The organism is Kaistella treverensis, from assembly GCF_900114045.1.
GTDB classification, from domain to species: domain Bacteria; phylum Bacteroidota; class Bacteroidia; order Flavobacteriales; family Weeksellaceae; genus Kaistella; species Kaistella treverensis.
The window spans coordinates 19,610-43,011 of record NZ_FORQ01000005.1; the positions used below are offsets into that span (position 1 = coordinate 19,610).

Genomic DNA, 23,402 nt, shown 5'->3' on the forward strand with positions numbered 1-23,402 from the left:
CCCGATTTTACATCGGGCTCCGTTCAAGCCGGGGAGCAGATTCCGCAACAATCCAAACTGATTTTTCAAAAAAAAAGACTTTATATTTGTTAAAATTTACATTTTATGCAGCTGGTAAAAGTGGGGCTTTGCGCCTTCGGGATGAGTGGAAAAATCTTCCACGCGCCGTTTATTAAAGAACATCCGGGATTTTTTCTTTCCGCAATTGTGGAACGCACCAAAAACGACTCGAAAGCAGATTATCCCGACGCTGAAATCTTTCGTTCCGTTGAACAAATGCTCGCAAACGCCGACATCGATTTGGTTGTGGTAAATACGCCGGTGCAGACGCATTTCGAATACGTAAAATTAGCCCTTGAAGCAGGTAAAAATGTAATCGTAGAAAAACCGTTTACCGTAAATTCCGCAGAATCCGAAAAATTGGTCGAAATAGCGGCAAATAAAAATCTATTTCTCAGCGTGTACCAAAACCGCCGCTTCGACCGCGATTTCCTTCAGGTAAAAAACGTTCTGGACTCCGGAAAATTAGGAAACTTAAAAGAAGCTGAAATCCGTTTTGACCGTTTCCGTCCGGAGCCAAGTTCTAAGGAACACAAAGAAAATCCCGACTTGCCGGGTTCCGGTGCGCTACACGATTTGGGTTCCCACCTCATCGATCAGGCGACGCAGCTTTTCGGTTTTCCGGAAAAACTTTTCGCGGACGTTTTCTCCATGAAAGGTTCCAAGTTTGCAAATGACTATTTTGAGATCATTCTGTATTACAAAAAGAATTTGCGCGTGCGCCTAAAATCCTCCGTTTTCAGCAAAGAAGCACACAACGCTTATATTTTTCACGGTGAAAAGGGCAGTTTTTTGCAGGAAAGAACCGATTCTCAGGAAGCGGAACTGGTAGCTGGCGCGCGACCGATATTCAATGAAATCTGGACAAAATCTTTATTTGAACCCGATGGAATTCTGACTTTCATTAATGAAAATTCCGACACGGAAAGAATCCTGACTTCCAGCGAAGCGGGCGATTATATGCAGTATTACGATGAAATTTATGAACATATTGTTTTTGGCGCTGCACTTCCTTCACCCGGAACGCAAATCATTCAAAACATGAAAATTATCGATGCAGCTTTAGAAAGCGCTGAGAAAGAAAAAGTAATCGATTTAAAAAACTTTTAAATTGAAAAAAATGCCACTTTAATGGCGTTTTTTTTGTTTTAACTTCAAAAATAAAAACCGAAGAAAAACCACAATTTCCTGCTGGAAATTGTGCATTTCAATTTTATAAATCGAAAGGAACGGATATTGTTGCAAAACCCATTAATTAAAATAAGTATATATGAAATGTCCAAATTGTAATGTCAGTTTAGTGATGACTGACCGCAGTGGTATCGAAATAGATTATTGCCCAGATTGTAGAGGCGTGTGGCTGGATCGCGGCGAACTCGATAAAATTATTGAACGTGCGACCCCTGAAACTCCAGCACCGCAACAGCAACAATACCAACAGCCAACACAAAGTTATACCGACCGTCGCGACTATTCCAGAAACGACGATTATCGTTATAAAAAGAAAAAAGGCTTGTTAGGAGATCTTTTTGATTTTTAAATTGAGACTCAATTTGTCTGGTGTGGGATGATTTATCAAAAAATGGTTCTTATTATACCGCTCTAAAATTTACCCGCTATTTCAAAAAAAGCACAATTTCCTGTCGGAAATTGTGCTTTCATTTAATATAATATGAAAAATTAATCGGTCATTACCTCACCGCTTTTGCGGTAGGTGTAATTACCGTAGATATGTCGGCGCGCAAAACGGCTCGGCGAATCAGAATTCACCATTTTATTGTAGGTATTTCGAGGAACGCCAATGTATTCGTACATTTTCCCGTTAAAATGCTGCACTTTAAGAATGGATTTTTCCAGATAAAAATCCTGAATTATCGAATTTTTAATGGTTTCGGTATATTCTTCCTTATATTTTTCCTGAGTTTCCGGATTGATGCTCACCAAAAAATGATACGCTTCAATCACCGATTTACTCACTTCTTCCGCTTCCAGTTTTGCCGCTTCATCATTCACAAATTTATCAGGATGCGAATCTTTCATCGTATTCCGGTAAATTGTTTTGAGTTCTTTTAAAGTTGCTGTTTTGTCAACGCCCAAAAGTTTTCTGTGTTCTCCGATTTTTTTCATAACCTGTGCGTGTTTTTTGCGCGTGCAAAAGTAAGCAATTAAAATTTAACAGGTTACAGTAATTTTTATAAAAATTTTTAAAATCAATTTTGCATTTTTCGGCTTTCGGTGTTCATCCATTTATCCCAAAAAGTAAAAAATAAGCCGTAATTGGTATTGAATTCTTTGTGGTGATAATGATGATGTGTGGCGTCAATCCACAATTTACCAAAGGAACTTTTCCGAAAAAATTCAGGATAAATTTCAATATCCAAATGATTTACAAAACTGCTGAAGGTCATAAACAGCAGGTAAAAAAGCAAAACATAAACATTTAATGGAATGATTAAAAGCAGAATTGGTAAAATTAAAGCTTCCAGAATACTTTCCCACGGATGAAACGAAAACGCCGTCCACGGCGTGGAACTCAAGCTGTCATGATGTACTTTGTGTACCACTTTGTAGATTTTCGGAACGTGCATCGCGCGGTGAATCCAATAATAATAAGTTTCGTGCAAAAGCAAAATTATAATTAAACTTACGGGCAAATACCAGTATCCAAATTTAGCCGGATCGAGGTAAATTGCCGTAAAATCATTGAGCCAAAGCCAATACGTAATAGCGCCAAAAAAGGCAAAAATGCCCGAAGAAATTACGCTCCAGTAAATTTCTTTCCGCACCTGATTTTTTTTCAAAGGCCGCTGACTCAGGATTTTTTTTTCGGTTTTATTGTTTTTGGTTTTCAAATAATAAGAAAAGAAAAATCCGGCCGTGATGAAATAACGGATCAGAAGTATCGCGAAAAAGATGAAAACAAAACCAAAAAAATTTGCCATTTAAACCCGATATTTTTTCAAAATTACAAATTACTTTTTTAGCGTTTCACACCTTCCGGAAACTGAACTTTTTCCGGCGCGTTATTTAAAACCGGCAACACCGCTTTCAAAATCCTGGTTCTGCGCCCGGTTGTATCAGAAGGTTCTACGGGATAACTGATGACAGCTTCCAGCCACGCAAAAGTGTTGTTCCGGAAATAAACCGAAGCTTCCCACTGGCTGTATTTCCACTTTTCAAATTTCGGATATTTTGTCGCGAAATCCTGCTTCGCGGCATTGAGCAAACATTCTTCCACATAAGGCAAATCACTTGTAAAAGCAATTTGCAGCGCCGTTTCATTCCAAATAAAAGGCATTTGTGGCCCGGAATAATTCGTGATTTCTTCCTTTAAGATCAAACTATTCGGAAAACGGATGGTTCGTCCGCTCCTCCGGTCATTTCCCAGATAATCGCCACTGATTTCTAAAATCGAAGTATCCAAATAATTGATTTCCACCACATCGCCGCGGAAATTTTTAATTTGTATTCGGTCTCCGACCAAGTATGAACGCCGAAAAATGAGGTAAATCCACGCGATAAAAGAAGCAATCGGCGCCTGCAGTGCAAAACCGACAACCAAGGAAATTAAACCAAAACTGACTGCCGCCGCATATAAATTTTGAAACAGAAAAGACGCCGCCACGATGACGCTAAACATTATCGCGAGAAATCTCACAATGCGCAATAAATTGTAGCGGTCACCTTCCAGATTATCCTGACTGTTGATAAGCCGCTCTAAAACCTTGCTGATGAGAAAAATTACTGCAATCAAAAAAAGACTGAAAGAGAATTTTCGCACAAACGGTATATATTCCCGGAATGGCTCGAAAACCGGTAACATCACCAAATAATAAGTCGCGATCAGCAACAGGGCAAATGACCCGTAAATCATAATCCATTTTTTATTATCGCGATTTCCCATTTTACTTTTTCTGAGAAAAAGGTAAGAAAAAAAGTGTGCAGGCGCAAACTTTAATTAAAGTAAGAAAAAGTTATTTCGAAAAAAAATGCTGTTTTAGCAGCAAATTTTTTAATTAAATGACAGAAATTCCTGCTTTTTCAGCAGAATTTCATTTAGAGTCTTCCGCGCAGTCCCGGCAAAAAACTTATCTTTGCACCTGAAAAAATTGCAACAAAAATGAACGCTTTTATTGAAGAATTGAAATGGCGCGGCCTTTTTGCCGACATGATGCCGGGAACCGAAGAACAACTGAATAAGGAAATGACTACGGCGTATATCGGCTTCGATCCTACCGCAGATTCGCTTCATATCGGAAGTTTAATTCAGATAAAAATATTGGCGCATTTTCAGCAACACGGTCACAAACCAATCGCTTTGGTGGGCGGTGCAACGGGCATGATCGGCGATCCTTCCGGAAAATCAAGTGAAAGAAATGCGCTTGATGAAGCAACATTAAATCATTACGTGGACTGCCTGAAAAATCAACTTTCCCGCTTTTTAAAATTCGACGGAACGGAAGCCAACAGCGCAGAAATGGTGAATAATTACGATTGGATGAAAGATTTTTCCTTCCTGGAATTTATCCGCGAAGTCGGCAAAAACATCACCGTAAATTACATGATGGCGAAGGATTCAGTAAAGAAAAGAATTACGGGCGAAGGCGGTGCAGAAGGCATGAGTTTCACCGAATTTTCTTACCAGCTTTTGCAGGGTTATGATTTCTTTCATTTATATAAAGCGAAAAATGTGCGTCTGCAAATGGGCGGTTCCGACCAATGGGGAAATATCACCACCGGAACTGAACTGATCCGCCGAAAAGCGCAGGGCGAAGCTTTTGCCCTCACGGTTCCATTGATTACAAAAGCCGACGGTTCGAAATTCGGAAAATCTGAAGCGGGTGAAAATTACTGGCTGGATGCTAAAAAAACGTCGCCGTACAAATTCTACCAGTTCTGGGTAAATGCCACCGACGCTGATGCGGAAAGATTCATTAAATTCTACACTTTCTTGTCAAAAGAGGAAATTGAAAATTTAATTGCAGAGCATCAAACCGCGCCGCACGAAAGAAAACTACAGAAAAAACTTGCAGAAGAAGTAACCGTTTGGGTTCACAACCGTGAAGAATATGAAAAAGCTGTAAAAGCTTCGGAAATTCTGTTCGGCCGCTCCACTGCAGAAGATTTGGTAAATCTGGATGAAGCCACTTTTTTGGAAGTTTTTGAGGGTGTGCCGCAAAAAGAAATCGCTGTTGATGAAGTTGTGGGCGGAAATCTTATCGATTTGATTTCCGAAAAATCCGGATTTTTAAAATCAAAAGGTGAAGCGCGCCGTGAATTAGCAGGAAATTCTATTTCCATTAATAAAGAAAAAGTAACCGAAACTTTCCAAATTGAAAAAAAAGATCTTATTGATGGCAAATTTTTGCTTTTACAAAAAGGGAAAAAGAATTATTTCATTGTAAAAGCCATTTAAAATCTGAAAAGAAATATTTAACATAATATTATGAGAGCCGGAAGATTTCCGGCTTTTATTTTTAAAGATTTCACCTTATCTTTGTCTTTAATATTTTATTATGGTTATCCTTCTATTTATCGTAGTTCTGTGGTATTCGGGACTATTTTTCCAAACCTTTTTTCTGCACCGTTACGCGGCACATCAAACCTTTAAAATGTCCAAATTCGGCGAAAAACTGTGCTATATTTTAACGTGGGTTACACAGGGTTCCAATTATCTTTCAGCTTACGGCTACGGCGTTATGCACCGCATGCACCACGCCTATGCAGACACTGAAAAAGATCCGCATTCCCCGAAATACGACGAAAATCTCTTTAAAATGATGTGGCGCACGAAGAAAATTTATGCCGACATCAATGCGCAAAAAGCAATCATTGAAGATAAATTCACCAAAAATGTCCCACAATGGGAAAAATTTGACAAATTCGCGAGCTCCTGGGGTTCTCGAATTGGCTGGGGAATCGCGTACACTGCATTCTTTTACTTTTTCGCAACTGCGTGGTGGCAGTGGCTTTTGCTTCCGGTTGCATATATGATGGCGCCGATTCACGGCGTGATTATCAACTGGTTTGCACACATTTATGGTTATACCAACTTTAAAGTTTCTGATACTTCCAAAAATCTGCTGCGTTTCGACTGGCTGATGATGGGCGAAGCCTATCACAATAACCACCACAAACACGGTGGCAGAGCCAATTTCGGCGGTGTGAGATGGCACGAAATAGACGTCACTTATTTAATTATGATTTTGCTGGATAAGATGAAACTCATCAAACTGAATCCGGTTGCAGTCGTAAAAAGAGAACATTAAAAATTACCGGGTATTTCCCGGTTTTTTTTGTTTTTTATAAAATTTCCAAAACGTTATCTTTGCTTTATGGATTTACATTACCGCGTTCGCGAACCCGAAAATATCACGTCAGAAACTCCTTTATTAATTCTCTTGCACGGCTACGGCAGCAATGAAGAAGACCTTTTCAGCTTCGCGCCGACGTTGCCGGAAAACTGGTTGATCATCAGTTTCCGAGCGCCGCTTACAAGCGCTTATCAGGGATTTTCGTGGTATGATATCGATCTGATGAAGCTCGAAAACCGAATTGATGTATCACAGGCAAAAGCTTCGGTACAGGCCATTTTAGATCATATTGCGAAAATCAGGCAGCAGTACGGACTTACCGAAGGACCGACCCATTTGGCCGGATTTTCTCAGGGCGGAATTATCAGTTATGCTTTGGCGCTGCAAAACCCTGAACTTTTCAGTAAAGTAGCCTGTTTAAGCTGCTATTACGAGGAGAAATTAGTTGGTGATGTTTCAAAAAACAAAAAAATGATCGAAAAACTCCGGTTTTTTATCTCACACGGAACCGACGACACGGTAATTCCGCTGGAATGGGGACGAAAAGCTGCTGATATTTTGTATGATATGGGCGCATATTTTTCCTTCCGGGAATACATGAATGGTCACGGTGTGAACCAGAAAAACTATATGGATTTAATGGAATTTTTCGGTAAATAAAGAGCAAATTTTCCTACATTTAAAAATCATTTTAATTCAAAATTTATGAAAAGATTTCTCCTTTTTTTAGTTTTAATAGCTGCGCAAATTTCTGCGCAAATCACATTAAAAATCACTGCAGTTCCGGCAAACACGCCCGCGGGAGCTACAATTTATGTTGCCGGAAATTTTAATGGCTGGAATCCGGCGTCCACACCGATGGTTTCCGACGGCGCAGGTAATTACACCTATACCATCCCGGAAGGAAGCGGCACGTTGGAATACAAATTCACGCGCGGCAGCTGGGCGACCGTTGAAGGAAACGCAACGGGCGGACAGTTACCAAACAGAACGGCGACTTTTACCGGGAGCGCACAGACTTTAAATCATACTATTCAGACCTGGGAGGATTTAGGTGCCGGAAATCCGAGTACAGCTGCTTCTAACGTGCATATTTTAAGCACGGACTTTGCTATTCCGCAACTGAATAGAACCAGAAAAATCTGGATTTATCTTCCACCGGATTACGAAACGTCTACCAAAAAATATCCTGTTTTATATATGCAGGACGGCCAAAACCTTTTCGACAACAAAACTGCTTATTCCGGCGAATGGCAGATTGATGAAACTTTAAACAAATTATTTTCCGAAGGTGATTATGGCGCTATTGTTATCGGAATTGATAACGGAGGTGAAAAACGCATCGATGAATATACACCGTGGAATAACCCAAAATACGGCGGTGGTGAAGGTGATCTTTATATGCAGTTTATTGCAGAAACGCTGAAGCCTTATGTGGATTCGCACTACCGTACAAGACCTGAAAAAGAATATAACGCATTGATCGGAAGCTCGTTAGGTGCTTTAATTTCTAATTATGGCGGAGTGAAATACAGCGAAACTTTCGAGAAAATTGGCTCTTTCAGCCCGGCTTACTGGATTGTTTCCCAACAGTTTAATGACTTCATTGCTAATTCTACCGCTGATTTGTCAGGAACACGTATCTATTTTGTTGCCGGTGCCACCGAAAGCACCACGTTGGCAGCCGATATTGCCGCGGTGAAAAACGGCATGGAAGCAGACGGTTTAAAAGCTGAAAATACATTGGTGAAATTAGACAGTTACGGCCAACACAATGAAAATTACTGGAAAGGCGAATTTGCTGCGGCATACCAATGGCTTTTTAAAACCACAACGCTGAATACTAAAAATTCCGTTAAAAAAAAACTCGTTGTTGGTTTCGAAAAAAATCAGATGTACGTTGAAGGTTTAACCCAGAAATCGGAAGCTAAAATTTATGATTTGTCTGGCAGACTGCTTGAAAAAGTTAAACTAAAAAACGGCTGGAACGATATTAAGAACACCTTGAAAAAAGGTCATTATATTCTTCAGACAGAAAACGCCGCGGTGCGGTTTATGTCAAAATAACTAAATAGCGAAGCTGATTTCTCAGCTTCGTTTTTTTTTAAAATCTTAAAAAATGCGGTTTTAACGGCTAAAATTTAAGGCTCAATTACGGTGGAATTTTTCACCTCTTTAATCATAAATGAACTTTGCGTACTCGCGATATGTTGCAAATTGGTCAGTTTACTTACCATAAAATCACGATATTCTGAAATATCGGCAACACAGATTTTCAGGATATAATCGTAATCGCCGGAAACGTGAAAACATTCCAAAACCTCCGGAAACTGCGTAATTTCATTTTCAAACTGTACGATGTACTGCTTTTTATGCTGCGCCAGTTTTACATGACAAAGCACCACAAAACTTTTATGCAGCTTGCCTTTATCCACAAGCGCCACATATTTTTTAATCACCTCGTTTTTTTCGAGCTTTTTAATTCTTTCGAAAACTGCAGTAACCGATAAATCAAGCGCCGCCGCGAACTGTTTCGTGGTTTTTTTGGAGTCATTTTGAAGCAAAACGAGCAATTTTTTATCTTTATAGTCAAAAATCATCGGTAATATTTTCGGCATGTGATTAAATGCTTATCCAAAATTAAAATAAAAATCTAAAATTTACCACTTTAACCGTTAATTTTTCTAAAGTTTAGGCAAACCTTTGTTTTTAAATTGGATTAATAACAATTTTAATCAATACAAAAACAAAGCTTATGAAAAAGTTCGATGCGGCCAATAATATCCAGGATTTGCAATATTTTGGCGAATTTGGCGGTGTAAACCCATCAATTTCAGACAGTTCAACCTACACTTTTCTTTCCGCAAAAACCATGTTCGATACCTTTGAGGGAAACACCGAAGGCTGTTATCTTTATTCACGCCATTCTTCACCGAGCAATCTTTACCTCGGCGAAGCTTTAGCACAAATGGAAGGCACAGAAAGCGCGAACGTTACGGCTTCCGGAATGGGCGCCATCACTTCTACCCTGCTGCAGCTTTGCAAAAGCGACGATCACATCATTTCCAGCCGTACAATTTACGGCGGAACGTATGCTTTTATGAAGAATTTTCTGCCGCAATATCACATCAAAACTACATTTGTTGATATTACCAATCTTTTGTTGGTGGAAAATTCTATTACCGAAAAAACCAAGGTAATTTTTTGCGAAACGGTCAGCAATCCGTTACTTGAAGTTGCCGATTTACGTGGCTTGGCCGCAATCGCGAAAAAGTACAGTATTAAATTGGTGGTCGATAATACCTTTTCGCCGCTTTCAATTTCACCAACGCTTTTGGGCACCGACATTACAATTCACAGTTTAACCAAATTCATCAACGGTAGCAGCGATGCCGTTGCAGGCGTAGTTTGCGCCAGTTCAGAGTTCATCAATGATTTAAAAGACGTAAACACCGGCGCGTGCATGCTTTTGGGGCCAACGCTGGACAGTTTGCGTGCTTCAAGCATTTTGAAAAACCTCCGCACACTTCATATAAGAATTAAAAAACACAGCGAAAACGCCCAGTATTTGGCGGAAAAATTTGAACAGGACGGCGTAACGGTAAAATATCCGGGCTTAAAAAACCATCCGCAGCACGAACTTTTCAAAAGTATGATGAATGAAGAGTACGGTTTTGGCGGACTTTTAACTTTGGACGTAAAAACCGTGGAAAAAGCAAACGAGCTGATGGAACTGATGCAGAAGGAAAACCTCGGTTATCTCGCGGTAAGTCTCGGTTTTTACAAAACGCTTTTCTCCGCTTCGGGAAGCTCAACTTCGTCAGAAATCCCGGAAAACGAGCGAAAAGAAATGGGCCTTTCAGATGGTTTAATCCGAATGTCCGTTGGTTTGGATCACGACATCAAAAGAACCTACGAAAAAATGAAATGGTGCATGGAGCAAGTCGGCGTTCTGCAACCAAGAAAAATGGAAAAAACACTCTAAATATCAGCGAAAAAAACAACCAAAGTGGTTGTTTTTTTATTTCAAAATGTTCAGTTTTAATTGTCAAAAGTGTTCGGATGAATTTTTTTGACTTCAGTCACAGTTCCTAGGACTTTATCTTTCAGCGAAACCTGGTATTTTTCAAGTTTCTGAGCAATTTCCTCATCACAGATTCCGACAATTTTCGCGGCAAGAATTCCGGCATTTGCGGCGCCGTTCAGCGCAACGGTCGCTACGGGAATTCCCGACGGCATCTGTAGAATTGAAAGAACAGAATCCCAGCCATCAATAGAATTCGAAGATAAAATCGGCACGCCGATAACCGGCAAAGTTGTACAACTTGCCACCATTCCGGGCAAATGCGCGGCGCCACCAGCTCCCGCGATAATCACTTTTACACCTCGTGATTTCGCGGTTTTCGCGTAATCGAACATGCGCTCGGGCGTGCGGTGCGCAGAAACTACCGTCAGTTCATAAGGAATTTCGAGTGAATTGAGAAAATCTGCTGCCTGTTCCATGATTTCCAGATCACTTTGGCTTCCCATAATTATTCCGACCATATTGATATTTGTTTTAAAGCTTAAAGGTAAGGAAATTTAAAAATTATTTTTTGGCTGTTAACTGGGCATTTTTTTCAGAATCAGCAATTGCCCGGGCGGCCGCAGCTCCGGTGCTAAAACACGCCTGCAAAAGATATCCACCGGTCGGTGCTTCCCAATCCACCATTTCACCGATGCAGAAAACGTTCGGGAAATTTTTTAATTCAAAATTTGAATTTAACGCTGAAAACGAAACGCCGCCAGCCGTGGAAATTACCTCATCAATCGGGCGAAAATTCCGGATTTCTATTGGGAATTTTTTAATAAAAAGCGCGAGCTTTTTAACACTTAAATAATTTTCTTTGCTTAAGGTTTTTAAAAGATTTAGCGCAGTAGTTGACAATTTTAAATTCCGTTTCAAAACGGGACTAACTTTTTCATTTCCGCTTAAAGCTGCTAAAATTTCTTCTTCACTTAAATTAGGTTTCAAATCGATGTAAAGTGTCAGCGGAAATTCGTGCTGCCGGGTAAAACGGTTCAAAAAATAAATCGGGCTGCCTTCCACGCCGTATTTCGTAAAAACAATTTCGCCGGTTTTGCTGTGATCATTAAAATAAACTTTTATATTTTTCAGATATTGGCCTTGCAAATGGTGAAAACCTGAACTGGTATTGTATCCGGAATTTGCAGATTCTAACGGCTTTATGGCGATTTTTTTCGCTTTTAAAATGTCAATCCATTTGGCATCGGAACCGGTCTTTTTCCAGGAACCGCCGCCCATCGCGAGAATTAATTTTGAATATTTAAGCTTGATTTCACCGTCGTTATTTTTAAGCAAAATAGATGAATCATCGAAATCTAAAAAAGTATGTTCGTAATGAATCTGCACGTCCAACGTTTCCAGTTTTTGCAACCAGGCATTTAAAACCTGAATGGGTTTAAAGTTTTTCGTCGGGAATATCTTGCCCGAACTTCCGACATAAGTAGTTATTCCCAAATCATTAAGCCACGCAATAACTTTTTGATTATCAAATATTTGTACCGATTCACGAATTTCTGGCGCGTCGTATTTTTCAACAAAAGCATTCAGTTCTTCGCTGTGTGTCAAATTAAAACCGCCCTTTCCCGCCACTAAAAACTTTCGTGCGGCAGCTTTATTCTGCTCATAAACGTGAACGTTAAAACCTTTTTCTGCCAGCTTTTGCGCCGCCATAAGTCCGGCTGGACCGGCTCCGATGATGATAATTTGATTTTCGAACATTTGCAGAAAAATAGGTTTTTAGAATTCCGGAAAAAAATGGTGTTTTAGCCGCTAATTTTTGTTCCAGACTTTGAACGGAAAAAGTGTCAGATTCGAATTGTAATATTTTTCGTCGCCGGTCACTTCATCTTCCACCCAAACCGGAATCTGAAAAAGTTCTGCTTCATCTTTCAATTCAATTTCAGCGACGATGAGACCTTCGTTGTCACCGAAAAATTCGTCAACTTCCCAAAGATTATTTCCCACCAGAATTTTATACCGCATTTTCGACAGCGATGTGCTCGCAAACTGATCCAGCAACTCACCAGCTTCATCAAATGGAATTTCGTATTCAAATTCCGCGCGCGTCGCTCCGACAGAAATTCCTTTAATTGTTAAAAAACCTTTGTCCGGAGTCTGCCGCACACGGATTGTTTTTGCGGGATCGGTCAGCAGATAACCTTGCCGGTACATTTCGCCGGCGGGCTTTTCCAGTATTTGCCACGCTTTTCTGTCAACCAAAAATTTTCGCTCAATTTCTACACCCATACTTTTTGCTTTTGTAATTTACAAAGTACACGCATTTCGGCTTTTAAACCAACTTTCACAAAGAAAACACCATACATAATTGGTCAGCACTTTCATAAAATTTACCTTTGCAAAGTTATATTTCGCTCGTTTCTGCAACAATTTTCAAGATTTAAATGTTCAAAGATTCCAGATTAGTTCTCGCCATCGTTACCGTTGCTATATTTTGGGGAACTACATTTTTGGGAATTCGTGTTGCTGTTGAAACCATTCCGCCCTGGTTTGTTGCCGGAATCCGCCAGTTTTTAGCCGGTATAATCCTGTTTTTTCTGCTTATTTTTTCGAAAAAACTGAAGTGGATCGGTTGGATCAATTTCCAAAATCAAATCATTCTTTCCACTTTAATGCTTATCGTCGCAAACGGAATGACCACCGTCGCCGAAAAACACCTCACGAGCAGTCTGGCCTCACTCATTAGCGCCGCTTCACCGCTTTTGGTGTTTCTGCTCAGCATTTTATTCAGCATGCAGAAGTTCAACATCCGCGGTTTAATCGGTGTTTTGCTGGGTTTTAGCGGAATTGTGCTGATTTTCAAAAACGGCTTACAGGATTTGCTAAACGCAGAATATCGGATTGGCGTCATTTGTATGTTTATTGCGATTTCGGGCTGGGCTTTGGGCACAATTTTCACCAAAAAAATCAATCACAGCCCACAAAATATTTCGCTGAATCTTTTTTACCAGTTCAGTTTTGCTGGCGTTGTTCAGATCATTTTCGGTTTTATCGCGGCAGATAATCTCAGTTTTTCTTCATGGTCGCTTACAAGTATTGCGGCAACGGTTTACCTTGCAATTTTCGGCTCTGTAATCGCCTTTTTTGCGTTTCATTACGCTTTGAAAAAAATCAGTCCGACACAGATTTCAATTTTGTCGTACGTCAATACAATTATCGCGATTTTCCTCGGTTGGCTGGTTTTAAACGAAGAAGTCTCAGCCACATTTATCGCCGCCACCGCGCTGATCATCATCGGCGTTTTCATCACCAATTACAAACCCGGAATGTTCAGAAAATCCTGATTTTGGGCGCCTTGATCCGTCTTCCACTCCCGCTTTTTTGCTGCGCTGCGCTCCGCAAAAAGAGCTCCGTTCAAGCCGGGGCGCGGTGTCAAAACTCCAGATTCACCCCAAAAATAAAGTTACGTTTCGCGGCAGGATTGTAAAAACGGCCACCAAAGGCATTAATGTCATAACCTAAAACATATTCTGAATTATATAGATTCTGAATCTGCACGCGGAAATCAGCTTTCGTTTTTCCGAAATTTAACGGATATTTCAGCAGTAAATTGACGATAAAACTCCGTTCAGACCAGACGGAATTTGCGTCATTCAGCGGAAATTTCGAGGTATAAAAATGCGAAAAAGCAACATTCATTTTTTTAAAAAAAACCAAATTAATTAGGCTGGCGAAACTTTCCTGCGGAACGCCGGTCAAATCATTTCCGGAAAAATTCGCTGCTTCCTGACCATATTTTCCGAATTTAAAATCGTAAAAATTACCCGAAAATCTCAGCTTTAAATTGCTGAAAAAAGCATTGTTTAGATCGAAATTTTTTGTTTCAAAAAGAAATTCTACGCCTTTCTGCACTGTATTTCCCTGATTTATAAAATATTCCTGACCGTTTTCATTCTGCCTTCTTACAATTGCGTCTTTCAAGCGGAAATCGAAATAACTTGCTTCAACGAAAAGCAAATCTGCAAATTCTTTCCGGAAACCAATTTCTTTATTCCAGCCGTATTCCGGCACCAGATTCACATTAAATTCCTGATTCGATGAGCGAATTTCCTCATTCGTCGGCGCTGAGTTTCCTTTCCCGATTTTACCGCGCACCGAAAAGCCTTTTCCAAGAACGTAAGTCACACCAAAATTTGGTAAAATCTGATTCTTGAATTTCACTTTTCCGCTTTCAGAATTTGGAAAAATATTCGTCCAATCGTAAGAATTGTAGTTTAAGCTCACTGCAACATCCGTAAAAAGTCTTTGGTTAAAATTTAGCTTTTGCGACAGAAAATAAAATCCGGAGGTATTCTTCAGCTTATCAAAATTTTGAGGCATTCCTTCTTTTCCGCCGTTGTTATCATAATTTTTTATAAAAATCGAATTGGTGGCGCCTTCAAAACCCAGTCGCCATTCCGCATTTAAATTATTCCAGTTTTGCTCGTAATTCAAATGAGTTCTTAGCGCGAAATTATTTTCGTAGCGGTTTTCAAAATTGGTGATAAACGGATTTTCAAAATCCAGGTAAGAACCTTGCACAAGAAAAAAATTGGACAATTTAGGCGTCAATTTTATATCATTTGAAATTCCTGCTAAGATCATTTTATTTCGGATTCCGGCGTTCTGCGCCTTAGCGCCTGGAAGTGATTTGGTCGCAGGTCGCGCTTGTTTTCGATTTTCCTTCATCTGGTCGAAGGTTAATCCGCCCGGAGTTTCGTATGCTAAATCAGAAAACATCAGCATCGATTTCAGCACGCCTTTTTCAGAATAAGAAAAATCATCTTTCAGAAAAAGCTGTTTGCGGTTCATTTTTGATTGTTCACGATAAGAATTCGTGCGGTAAAAATTCTGGAAAATCTGCAGAAAATGTTTGCCAATAGATTTCGAAAAATTGGTACTTTCATTAAAAGTACCGAAACTTCCCGCAGAAAAATTGGCTGCTAAACCGTCCTTTTTTTGCGTTTTAAGCAACAGTGTTCCGCCGGTAACCGCTCCGAAATCACCACTTTCAGGGCCTTTGTAAATTTCGATTCCACTGATGAGTTCCGGTGAAATCACATTAAAATAAGTATTTCCCGAAGCGTCGGACAAAATAAAATCATCGAGGTAAACTTTAATATTTCTGACGCCAAACGGCGAGCGCAGCGAACTGCCGCGAACCGCAATGCGATAACTTCCGGGCGAACGTTCTTCAACGGTGCTGCCGGGATTTTGGTTAATGGCTTCCAGCAAACGTTCGGGCGAATTGGTATCGAGAATATTTTTCGAAATTACACCAACAGATTTGGTGGAATTGAGAAAAGCCGTCGGTTTTTTATAAGCTTCAATGATAACTTCCGAAATCAAAGTCGCGGAATCCTTTTGCTGCGCGGAGATTCGTAGAAAGATGGCGAAAAGGAAAAAAGTGAAAAATTTGCCCATAAACCGCCTAATTTTTTTTATTCCGCAATAACTTTTACCAACGACTTGATGTGAATGAGCTGCTCCAAAAGTTCTTCTCGCGAATTTGCCAAAACATTGATATGACCCATTTTTCGGCCAGGTTTTGTTTCGGTTTTTCCGTAGAGATGCACGTAAGAATTTGGAAGTTTCAATACGTCTTCTAAACCCTGATATTTTACTTTTCCGCTGTAATTTTCTTCACCAATCAAATTCAGCATTCCGGAAAATTGCTTTACGGAATTGTCCGCTAACGGAAAATTTTTCAGGACTCGGTAAAACTGCTCAAACTGCGAATTTGCGTTTCCTTCCTGGGTTTGGTGCCCAGAATTGTGCAGGCGCGGCGCGGTTTCATTCACCCAAATTTTCCCCTCTTTATCGAGAAATAATTCGATGGCGAACAAGCCTGCCGAATCCGCAGCGGACATGAACTGCTCCGCGATTTTATCAATTTGTTCCTGAACTTCCGCGGAAATTTCGGCGGGACAAATATTAAAATCCAGTAAATTCAGTTTGGGATCTGCAATCATTTCGGTCACTGGAAAAGTTTTGATTTCATCCGCTTCATTTTTCGCGATAATAATCGACAATTCTTTTTCGATGTCCACCAAATTTTCTAAAACTGAAGGTTCATCCCACATTATATCCAGATCAATTTCCGAACGAATGACCTGAACGCCTTTGCCGTCGTAGCCACCGGTGTTGAGCTTTTGAACAAACGGAAAAGCAATTTTTATCTCATCTTCTAAACTTTGTATTACCTGAAAATCCGGGCTTGGAATGCCGTTTTTTTTGTAAAATTCTTTCTGAAGAATTTTCTGCTGAATAATTTTAATGATATTGGAATTCGGAATGACTTTTATTCCGTGATTTTCAAGTTCTTCCAAAGCTGCAACGCTTACATGTTCAATCTCAATTGAAACAATATCTTTGTCTTTTCCGAAATCTAAAACTGTTTGGAAATCATTGAAATTCCCTTTTGTAAAAGTGGAAATTTGGGCACAGGAGCAGTCAGAATTTGGATCGAGTGTGTAAAATTCGTCATCATATTTTAAAGCTTCCTGAATTAACATGCGGCCAAGTTGCCCGCCTCCTAGAATTCCGATTTTCATTTATTTTATTTTACTGATTTTTAAATAGCCGATTTGCGTAAAATTTTCCTGATTTTCAGCGTCCGATTTTTCCAGAATGATGGAATATTTTTCCTTCATTTCAGCAGGTAAAATATCGTGGACGTTGTAGATGTCATCAATGTCAACGCCGTGTTTGTCATCAATATGACTGGTTGCATTTTCGAAACCCATGGTTTTGTAAAAAGTGGTTTGCTTTACTCTTTTTACAATTTCCGCCATAGATTTTCCAACCATCAAAAACTGCTCGTGCAGTTCTTCAAATTTTCCGGGTTGATAGCCGCCGAGATTGATGAAAAAAAGCTGCTTTTCCTGCATATTTTTCCGCTTTTCTACAATCTTGATTTCAAAACCGTCCACAAAGCGGACTTCTTGATAACAGTCGATGTGAATCTGACCATTGGCTTCGGACCAGAAATTTTTCATGTCCGGAATGAGGTCTTTCAGTGAAGGGGCAATCCCGAAAAACACGTCGTGCTGCTCGATATTTCTGCCTTCCGGCGTGGCGCCTAAAATGATGTAAAATAATTTCATGGGGTAAAAAAACAAAAATACGGTTTAAAAAACTTTTAGAAAATAAAAAACTGAGATTTAAAGCGCGCAAGCGGCAGCATAAAATATATAATTCTTAAATTTGTGACATGTCGGAAATCTTAATTCTGTTCTTTGGCGCTGTGAGCGCCGGTTTATTAGGTTCTTTAACCGGTCTCGGTGGCGGCGTTGTCATCATCCCTTTATTAACACTCGGTTTTGGAGTTCCCATGCATTACGCGATCGGCGCTTCATTGATTTCGGTAATCGGCACCTCATCGGGTGCGGCGGCGGCTTTTGTGAAAGAAGGTTTCACCAACGTGCGCGTCGGGATGTTTCTGGAAATCGCAACCACCACCGGCGCAATTGTCGGCGCTTTGGTTTCGGGACTTTTAAACCCGAACACTATAGGGATTATTTTCGCGAGTATTTTAATTCTGACTGTTATTTTGAATTTACGCGCAAAACCCGATCATCAGGAGCAATTAATAAAAGGGAGTCTGGAACATAAACTGCAACTTTACGGTTCTTTTCCGGACAAAGGTATTATTAAAGATTATTCCGCGCGCAATACCGTTTCCGGATTTTTCATGATGGCTTTTGCCGGCGTAATGTCCGGTTTATTGGGGATTGGCTCCGGCGCGCTGAAAGTTTTGGCAATGGACAATATGATGAAACTTCCGTTCAAAGTTTCAACAACAACCAGTAATTTTATGATTGGCGTAACAGCCGTGGCGAGTTCGCTGATTTATTTCCAGCGTGGCGAAATTATTCCTGTGATTGTAGCTCCGGTGCTGATTGGCGTTGTAGTCGGAAGTTACATCGGATCAAAAACGTTGATTGTTTCGAAAACCAAAAAATTGAAACTGGTTTTCGGTGTCGTCGTAACAATTTTGTCGATTTATATGATGTATAACGGAATCAGCCAAAATTTTAAATAAATGAAGCGGCATTTTACAGATCTTGATTTAAACCGTTCCGTGGGAAATCTCCTGCGTTTAGGCGTTATTTTGTCGGTAATCACTTCATTTATCGGTTTTCTGAAACTGTATTTTGAAGGTTTTGAAATGCCGAAAAATTATGCGGCGCTGGAAGTTCCTAAAGGTAAAATCTGGGGAAGTTTTTGGCAGTCGCTTTTGAATCTGGAAGGTGTGGCGATAATTCAGCTCGGGATTTTACTGCTGATTTTTACGCCGCTCGTGCGCATTATTTTCGCAATGATCGGTTATCTGAAAGAAAGAGATTACACCTACGTCATCGTTTCGCTGATCGTTTTGGGAATTATGCTGGTGAGTTTCCTGATGGGATTCGCGCATTAAAAATGAAAAATTTACCGTTAGAAGGGCGAAAATTTCAGATTTTTCAAAATAGCTTCGGCTTTTAATTCGGTTTCCTGCCATTCTTTTTCCGGTGAGCTGTCTGCGGTAATTCCGCCTCCCACGTACAGCAAAGCAGCGTCATTAAAAATTTCCGCGCAGCGAAGATTTACGAAATACTGGATTTCCGCAGAAGTTCCAACTTTAATGTAACCGGCGTAGAATTTTCGCGGATGATCTTCAAAATCCAGAATTGCATTTTTACAGAAATCCTTCGGAATGCCGCAAACTGCGGGCGTCGGATGAAGTGCTTCAATCAGTTTTTCAATATTTTCAGCCTCAACATTTGCTTTAAAATCAGTTCGCAAATGTTTGATATTTCCGGAAATATGGTCGTAGGTTTCAGATTGCGTAACGCTTTCAGCAAAATTTTCTACAGTATTTTTGATGAAATCCGTGACGGGTTTTTGTTCTTCGATTTCTTTCGTCGACCAATTTTCGGTCAGCGAAAGTGTGGCCGCTAAACTCATGGTTTCAAATTCCCCGTTTTCTTTATTAAACTTTCCTAAAACCTCGGAAAAAGCGCCGATCCAACAAATTCCGTCTTTCAGAAAAAAATAAACAAAAGCATTTGGATATGTTTCGCAAAGATTCAGAAAAGTTTCGGAAAGATTGAGTCGTCGGTTTTCGAAATCGACAAATTTTCGGCGCGAAATGACCAGTTTTTGGAGATTTTCCTTTTTAACAAAATCGATGACGCGCGAAATTTTGGCGGTATAATCTTCTGTTTTTTCGGGACTAAAAGCCGTTAATTTTCTGGAAATATCCGTGCTAAAAACCGGATTTTCTAAAAACTGTTCTTTCGAAATTTCCTTTATTTCGCCTTTGAAATCGATTTTTTCCAAAAGATCAAAGTTGAAAAACGACACCGCATTTTCCGCTGAAGAATCTTCCGCGGTTAAAATCTGATCTGAAAATGGAAACCGAAAATAAATCATCAATCCAATTTAATTAAAAATAATTGCCGCTAAATTGGCAAAAAGTGCTGTTTTAGCGCGGAATAATATTGTTGGTCATCGTGGTGTGGTTGATGAGCGTGCCTTTCTCATCGCGAATTTCGATTTCGGAAACGTGCATGGTATTGCCTTTTCTGATAAATCGCGCGGTTCCGGTGACGATTCCGTCTTTTTTGCTTCGCAAATGATTTGAATTAATGTTGGTGCCGACCGGCGCAAATTTTTCAATATCGACGTGCAGAACTGAGAGACACGAACCCAACGTTTCTGCCAAAACGCAACTTGCACCACCGTGCATTATTCCGTACGGCTGATGGATTTTCGGCGTTACGGGCATCATGGCAGAAAGCGATTCGTCGGTAACATCGGTGAAAACGATATCTAAAGTTTTGCCGAGCGATTCTTCGCCCCAGGTATTTAGTTTATGTAGAATTTCTTCTCTGTTTTCCATGAAATTTTTTATAATTGAAAATGAAAAATTTGGTCATTTAAGCGCCTAAAAAATTTTAGGATTCCAGTTTTCCGGATATTTCGGGGTAATTTTTTTGTAATACTGTTCCATGTCGGTCATGATTTCTTCGTAGCTGCGACTTTCCAGTTCTTCCACCGAAATTTTCTTGCCCAAATACATGATTTTTTCTTTAAAATCTCCGGCGGCATAAACAATGGGAACTTTTGCGGCAAGCGCCATGTGGTAAAAACCTTTTCGCCATTTCGGTACGCGGCTTCTGGTGCCTTCCGGCGTGATTACCAAGCTGAAATCTTCTTTTTTAAAGAGATCGACAACAAATTTCACCAAATCATTTTTCTGAGATCGGTCAATACCGATTCCGCCAATTGCTTTTACGATAAATCCGTACCAGGCTTTTGTGTGCGCATCTTTTATGATGACTTTCAGCTTTTTTCCCATGGACCAATAGGCGAGATTTCCGAGGAGATATTCGCCATTCGAAGTGTGTGGCGCGACAACGAGAATGCATCTGTCGAGATTGTCGACATCACCTTCGAGAACGACTTTCCAGCCGACAAGTTTGAGAATTAATTTAGCTAAAAGTTTTTTCATAAAAATAGAGTTTTCGGTCAGGTCCGGCAGAGATGCAGGCAACATTAAAACAAAAAAGTATAACCAAACTCAACTGGTTATACTTTACAAAGATATCGAATTAAAATCCGTCTTAAAATAAATTGCTGACGAAATCTACAATCTTAATGGCTATTTCTAATACAAACTGTACCATGGTTTTAAGTTTAAATGTTAATTGCTTTGCTGAAAAATTAACTCTACGAAATTAGGGATATTAAATTGGATATAAAACCCGTAACTGTTAATTTATTATTAAACTTTGCAGATTTTCGAAGACTTGCTGAAGTCTGTTGAATTATCTGCAGTAAAGGCGGCTATTCTGTTTTGATAGAGATTTCTTTTTTGCCGTCTTTAATGGAAATATTTACGTTTTCCATTCGTTTAAAGTTATTTTTCATAGAATCCATAATTTTATCGGCAGCAGCTTTTGGCATTTTGGTCCCGTTGATGATTACGCTGTCCTTGTCGTTAGAATTGTACTCGATGGTGGAACCGTTTACTTTCACTTTATTTTTCTGTATTACAATTCCCTGTGTGTCGTCATCGTTGTCATCCGTTCCATCACCGTTCAAATCGCCATCAAGGTTTAATGCATTTTCTTTTACTTTGAAAACCTGAGTAGCCATCGGAACTACGAGTTCATACTGAACATTGTAATCACGGAAGCGGTCCTGATACGGATATTTCACGAAGTTCGGCAGCAAGATTTTGTTTCCTTGGATTTCTACCGGAACATCAAGCTGAACAGGAACATTATAACCTTCGCCATCTTTTTTGATAATAAGGTAAGGCGCCTGAACGTCAGCTTTTCTGGTTACTTCAACGTATGGATAATCACCTTCGTACACCATTTTCTTATCCGAAAAAATATCGTCATCATAAGCGGTAAAATTCTGCGGAATGGTAATTTGCTTCACATCAACATACAAGCTGTCAGATGTCGTGTTGATCGCCACGTTTTCCACGTCTTCTTTATGACCTTTGTAAATCATATCGCGTTTTGCCATATTTACACCGAAATAGGTTCCGAAAGCTAGTAAAATCAGGAAAAGCGCTCCGACTACATAACCAACATTTCTCAATTGAGTTTTTGGTGAAATCAGTTTAATGGAAAGCAAGCTGAATAAAATTGCCGGAATTAAAACACCGATGAGCATCATCGCGTATAAAACCTGGCTCATTCCATCGTCATCAAAAAGGAAATTAAATTCCTGCATTGGTGGGAAATCTGCCCCACCGAATAAGCCGAAGATGAAAAATGCTCCGATAATGGAACCAAGCGCCATCAGTCCGAAAATTCCGCCTAAAACGAAACGGATTACGTTCCAAATTCCACTCCCTGCTCTGGTGATATAGGGTTTGTTTTCGTTGTAAATTTCGCCTACTCTTTGCGTAGATTCGTTAGCAAACTGCACTACTTTTGTTGATTCCTGCTTTAAATTATCGAAGTTTAAAGGCTTTCCCTTCATTTTCAAAAAATCGGTGGCTGTTTGCGCGTTTGGCAAAACAATCCAAAGAATGATATAAATAATGATGATTAAAGTGGTTGAAATAGCAGCGGTAAAAATTCCCAGCACTGCAATACCAATCCAGATAGCGCGCATGGCGCTGATATCTAAACCTACATAATGTGCCAGTCCGGCGCAAACTCCGGCAATTTTCGCGTGCTCCGGATCGCGGAAAAGCTGTTTGTTGCCTGTAAAGGCAGCGGAAGATTTTTGACTTTTTCTGTTTCCGGATGGTTTTTCAGAAAAATACACTTCTTCCTGCTCTTCAATCATTTCCGGTGAGCCGATTTGTGAAATCACTTTTTCAACATCGCCATCGTTAATAACTTCACGTTTTCCCAAAAGATCATTGAATATTTCCACCATTCGTATTTCGATGTCGTGCATAACTTCCTCAACTTCAGTATCATCAAGTGAGCTTCGCAGCGCGTTCAGATAATCACTGAGTTTAATATAAGCGTGTTCCTCTATGGTAAAAGAGTAGCCCGCAAGTCCTATAGAGAGTGTCTTGTTCATAGTTTTAAGAATTAGGTTGGAACGTACTTTGGGCATCGTTCGCTGGGTTATTGTTTTTAGTGATTTGGTCTACGGATTCCGTCAGTTCCTTCCAGGTGTTTTGAAGTTCGGTAAGGAATAAACCTCCTTTTTCCGTCATCTGATAGTATTTTCTTGGCGGTCCCCCGGTAGATTCTTCCCAACGGTAAGAAAGGAATTCGCCATTTTTCAGGCGGGTAAGCAAGGGGTAGAGCGTGCCCTCCACCACATCCAGTTTTCCGTTTTTAAGTTCTTCGATGAGATCGGAAACATACATTTCGCGGTCATTGATCAAGCTCAAAATACAGAATTCCAGAATGCCTTTTCGCATTTGCGCTTTGGTGTTTTCTGTGTTCATATTATTTTGGTTATTTGGTTCTGTTTTGCAAAATTTTAAAAAATTC

At 39.9% G+C, this 23,402-nt stretch carries 25 protein-coding genes; 10 read left to right on the forward strand and 15 right to left on the reverse strand.

The genetic code is table 11. The features are described 5' to 3' along the window. Nucleotides 1-105 precede the first annotated feature (105 nt). Both BMZ55_RS10830 and BMZ55_RS10835 read left to right on the forward strand, forming a co-directional pair. Nucleotides 106-1,170, forward strand: a complete 1,065-nt coding sequence (locus BMZ55_RS10830) for a Gfo/Idh/MocA family protein (protein WP_089820373.1) — start codon at nucleotides 106-108, stop codon at nucleotides 1,168-1,170. 160 nt (nucleotides 1,171-1,330) lie between these two features. Next, nucleotides 1,331-1,600 carry a TFIIB-type zinc ribbon-containing protein gene (locus BMZ55_RS10835; RefSeq protein WP_039346505.1) on the forward strand — a complete coding sequence of 90 codons (270 nt, stop codon included), beginning with the start codon at nucleotides 1,331-1,333 and terminating at the stop codon, nucleotides 1,598-1,600. A 140-nt stretch (nucleotides 1,601-1,740) separates the two neighbouring features. On the opposite strand, the gene BMZ55_RS10840 is transcribed toward BMZ55_RS10835, so the two are convergent. The 3 genes from BMZ55_RS10840 to BMZ55_RS10850 all read right to left on the reverse strand — a co-directional run bounded on the left by BMZ55_RS10840 (nucleotide 1,741) and on the right by BMZ55_RS10850 (nucleotide 3,964). Then, nucleotides 1,741-2,187 carry a KTSC domain-containing protein gene (locus BMZ55_RS10840; RefSeq protein ID WP_089820374.1) on the reverse strand — a complete coding sequence of 149 codons (447 nt, stop codon included), beginning with the start codon at nucleotides 2,185-2,187 and terminating at the stop codon, nucleotides 1,741-1,743. A gap of 83 nt (nucleotides 2,188-2,270) precedes the next feature. Further along, complete coding sequence (locus tag BMZ55_RS10845; protein WP_089820375.1) at nucleotides 2,271-3,002, reverse strand: sterol desaturase family protein; 732 nt, start codon at nucleotides 3,000-3,002, stop codon at nucleotides 2,271-2,273. Between the two features lie 38 nt (nucleotides 3,003-3,040). Next, nucleotides 3,041-3,964: a mechanosensitive ion channel family protein gene (locus tag BMZ55_RS10850; RefSeq protein WP_089820376.1), complete on the reverse strand. Its 924-nt coding sequence runs from the start codon at nucleotides 3,962-3,964 to the stop codon at nucleotides 3,041-3,043. A gap of 216 nt (nucleotides 3,965-4,180) precedes the next feature. On the opposite strand from BMZ55_RS10850, the gene tyrS reads away from it, so the two are divergent. The 4 genes from tyrS (at nucleotide 4,181) to BMZ55_RS10870 (ending at nucleotide 8,441) form a co-directional block, all read left to right on the forward strand. After that, nucleotides 4,181-5,476 (forward strand): tyrosine--tRNA ligase, encoded by a 1,296-nt coding sequence (tyrS, locus tag BMZ55_RS10855; protein ID WP_089820377.1) that lies wholly within the window; start codon nucleotides 4,181-4,183, stop codon nucleotides 5,474-5,476. A gap of 100 nt (nucleotides 5,477-5,576) precedes the next feature. Then, nucleotides 5,577-6,329 carry an acyl-CoA desaturase gene (locus tag BMZ55_RS10860; RefSeq protein ID WP_089820378.1) on the forward strand — a complete coding sequence of 251 codons (753 nt, stop codon included), beginning with the start codon at nucleotides 5,577-5,579 and terminating at the stop codon, nucleotides 6,327-6,329. 66 nt (nucleotides 6,330-6,395) lie between these two features. Beyond that, nucleotides 6,396-7,034, forward strand: coding sequence for an alpha/beta hydrolase (locus BMZ55_RS10865; RefSeq protein WP_089820379.1), 639 nt, complete (start codon nucleotides 6,396-6,398; stop codon nucleotides 7,032-7,034). A gap of 45 nt (nucleotides 7,035-7,079) precedes the next feature. Further along, nucleotides 7,080-8,441, forward strand: a complete 1,362-nt coding sequence (locus BMZ55_RS10870) for an alpha/beta hydrolase-fold protein (protein ID WP_089820380.1) — start codon at nucleotides 7,080-7,082, stop codon at nucleotides 8,439-8,441. A gap of 74 nt (nucleotides 8,442-8,515) precedes the next feature. On the opposite strand, the gene BMZ55_RS10875 is transcribed toward BMZ55_RS10870, so the two are convergent. Beyond that, nucleotides 8,516-8,974: an Lrp/AsnC family transcriptional regulator gene (locus BMZ55_RS10875; protein ID WP_039346525.1), complete on the reverse strand. Its 459-nt coding sequence runs from the start codon at nucleotides 8,972-8,974 to the stop codon at nucleotides 8,516-8,518. 155 nt (nucleotides 8,975-9,129) lie between these two features. Between BMZ55_RS10875 and BMZ55_RS10880 the strand changes: the two genes are divergently transcribed. Then, entirely contained in the window at nucleotides 9,130-10,359 is a 1,230-nt protein-coding gene (locus tag BMZ55_RS10880) for an aminotransferase class I/II-fold pyridoxal phosphate-dependent enzyme (protein WP_089820381.1), read from the forward strand. 56 nt (nucleotides 10,360-10,415) lie between these two features. Here BMZ55_RS10880 and purE read toward each other — a convergent pair whose 3' ends face one another. The 3 genes from purE to BMZ55_RS10895 are packed head-to-tail and all read right to left on the reverse strand — an operon-like array spanning nucleotide 10,416 to nucleotide 12,687. Continuing rightward, nucleotides 10,416-10,919, reverse strand: a complete 504-nt coding sequence (purE, locus tag BMZ55_RS10885) for a 5-(carboxyamino)imidazole ribonucleotide mutase (RefSeq protein WP_089820382.1) — start codon at nucleotides 10,917-10,919, stop codon at nucleotides 10,416-10,418. Between the two features lie 43 nt (nucleotides 10,920-10,962). Next, nucleotides 10,963-12,159: a BaiN/RdsA family NAD(P)/FAD-dependent oxidoreductase gene (locus BMZ55_RS10890; RefSeq protein WP_089820383.1), complete on the reverse strand. Its 1,197-nt coding sequence runs from the start codon at nucleotides 12,157-12,159 to the stop codon at nucleotides 10,963-10,965. Nucleotides 12,160-12,210: 51 nt separating this feature from the next. Then, complete coding sequence (locus BMZ55_RS10895) at nucleotides 12,211-12,687, reverse strand: CYTH domain-containing protein (RefSeq protein ID WP_089820384.1); 477 nt, start codon at nucleotides 12,685-12,687, stop codon at nucleotides 12,211-12,213. 155 nt (nucleotides 12,688-12,842) lie between these two features. On the opposite strand from BMZ55_RS10895, the gene BMZ55_RS10900 reads away from it, so the two are divergent. Continuing rightward, complete coding sequence (locus tag BMZ55_RS10900) at nucleotides 12,843-13,742, forward strand: DMT family transporter (protein ID WP_089820385.1); 900 nt, start codon at nucleotides 12,843-12,845, stop codon at nucleotides 13,740-13,742. Between the two features lie 88 nt (nucleotides 13,743-13,830). Here the strand turns inward: BMZ55_RS10900 and BMZ55_RS10905 are convergent, their stop codons facing one another. The 3 genes from BMZ55_RS10905 to BMZ55_RS10915 are packed head-to-tail and all read right to left on the reverse strand — an operon-like array spanning nucleotide 13,831 to nucleotide 17,543. Continuing rightward, nucleotides 13,831-15,861 (reverse strand): TonB-dependent receptor, encoded by a 2,031-nt coding sequence (locus tag BMZ55_RS10905; protein ID WP_089820386.1) that lies wholly within the window; start codon nucleotides 15,859-15,861, stop codon nucleotides 13,831-13,833. 17 nt (nucleotides 15,862-15,878) lie between these two features. Continuing rightward, complete coding sequence (locus BMZ55_RS10910; protein WP_089820387.1) at nucleotides 15,879-16,991, reverse strand: 5-(carboxyamino)imidazole ribonucleotide synthase; 1,113 nt, start codon at nucleotides 16,989-16,991, stop codon at nucleotides 15,879-15,881. After that, nucleotides 16,992-17,543 carry a DUF1543 domain-containing protein gene (locus BMZ55_RS10915; RefSeq protein ID WP_089820388.1) on the reverse strand — a complete coding sequence of 184 codons (552 nt, stop codon included), beginning with the start codon at nucleotides 17,541-17,543 and terminating at the stop codon, nucleotides 16,992-16,994. A gap of 107 nt (nucleotides 17,544-17,650) precedes the next feature. Here BMZ55_RS10915 and BMZ55_RS10920 point away from each other — a divergent pair, with 107 nt between their 5' ends. Both BMZ55_RS10920 and BMZ55_RS10925 read left to right on the forward strand, forming a co-directional pair. After that, nucleotides 17,651-18,481, forward strand: a complete 831-nt coding sequence (locus BMZ55_RS10920; RefSeq protein ID WP_089820389.1) for a sulfite exporter TauE/SafE family protein — start codon at nucleotides 17,651-17,653, stop codon at nucleotides 18,479-18,481. Then, nucleotides 18,482-18,859 (forward strand): DUF1634 domain-containing protein, encoded by a 378-nt coding sequence (locus tag BMZ55_RS10925; RefSeq protein WP_089820390.1) that lies wholly within the window; start codon nucleotides 18,482-18,484, stop codon nucleotides 18,857-18,859. Nucleotides 18,860-18,876: 17 nt separating this feature from the next. Here BMZ55_RS10925 and BMZ55_RS10930 read toward each other — a convergent pair whose 3' ends face one another. The 5 genes from BMZ55_RS10930 to BMZ55_RS10950 all read right to left on the reverse strand — a co-directional run bounded on the left by BMZ55_RS10930 (nucleotide 18,877) and on the right by BMZ55_RS10950 (nucleotide 23,356). Next, nucleotides 18,877-19,854, reverse strand: coding sequence for a chorismate-binding protein (locus tag BMZ55_RS10930; protein WP_089820391.1), 978 nt, complete (start codon nucleotides 19,852-19,854; stop codon nucleotides 18,877-18,879). 52 nt (nucleotides 19,855-19,906) lie between these two features. Further along, nucleotides 19,907-20,323, reverse strand: coding sequence for a PaaI family thioesterase (locus tag BMZ55_RS10935; protein ID WP_089820392.1), 417 nt, complete (start codon nucleotides 20,321-20,323; stop codon nucleotides 19,907-19,909). A 45-nt stretch (nucleotides 20,324-20,368) separates the two neighbouring features. Then, complete coding sequence (locus BMZ55_RS10940) at nucleotides 20,369-20,935, reverse strand: 1-acyl-sn-glycerol-3-phosphate acyltransferase (protein ID WP_089820424.1); 567 nt, start codon at nucleotides 20,933-20,935, stop codon at nucleotides 20,369-20,371. Nucleotides 20,936-21,270: 335 nt separating this feature from the next. Beyond that, nucleotides 21,271-22,980: a PspC domain-containing protein gene (locus BMZ55_RS10945; RefSeq protein WP_089820393.1), complete on the reverse strand. Its 1,710-nt coding sequence runs from the start codon at nucleotides 22,978-22,980 to the stop codon at nucleotides 21,271-21,273. 4 nt (nucleotides 22,981-22,984) lie between these two features. Continuing rightward, on the reverse strand, nucleotides 22,985-23,356 hold the full coding sequence (locus tag BMZ55_RS10950; protein ID WP_052252208.1) for a PadR family transcriptional regulator: 372 nt from the start codon (nucleotides 23,354-23,356) through the stop codon (nucleotides 22,985-22,987). Between the last annotated feature and the right edge of the window lie 46 nt (nucleotides 23,357-23,402).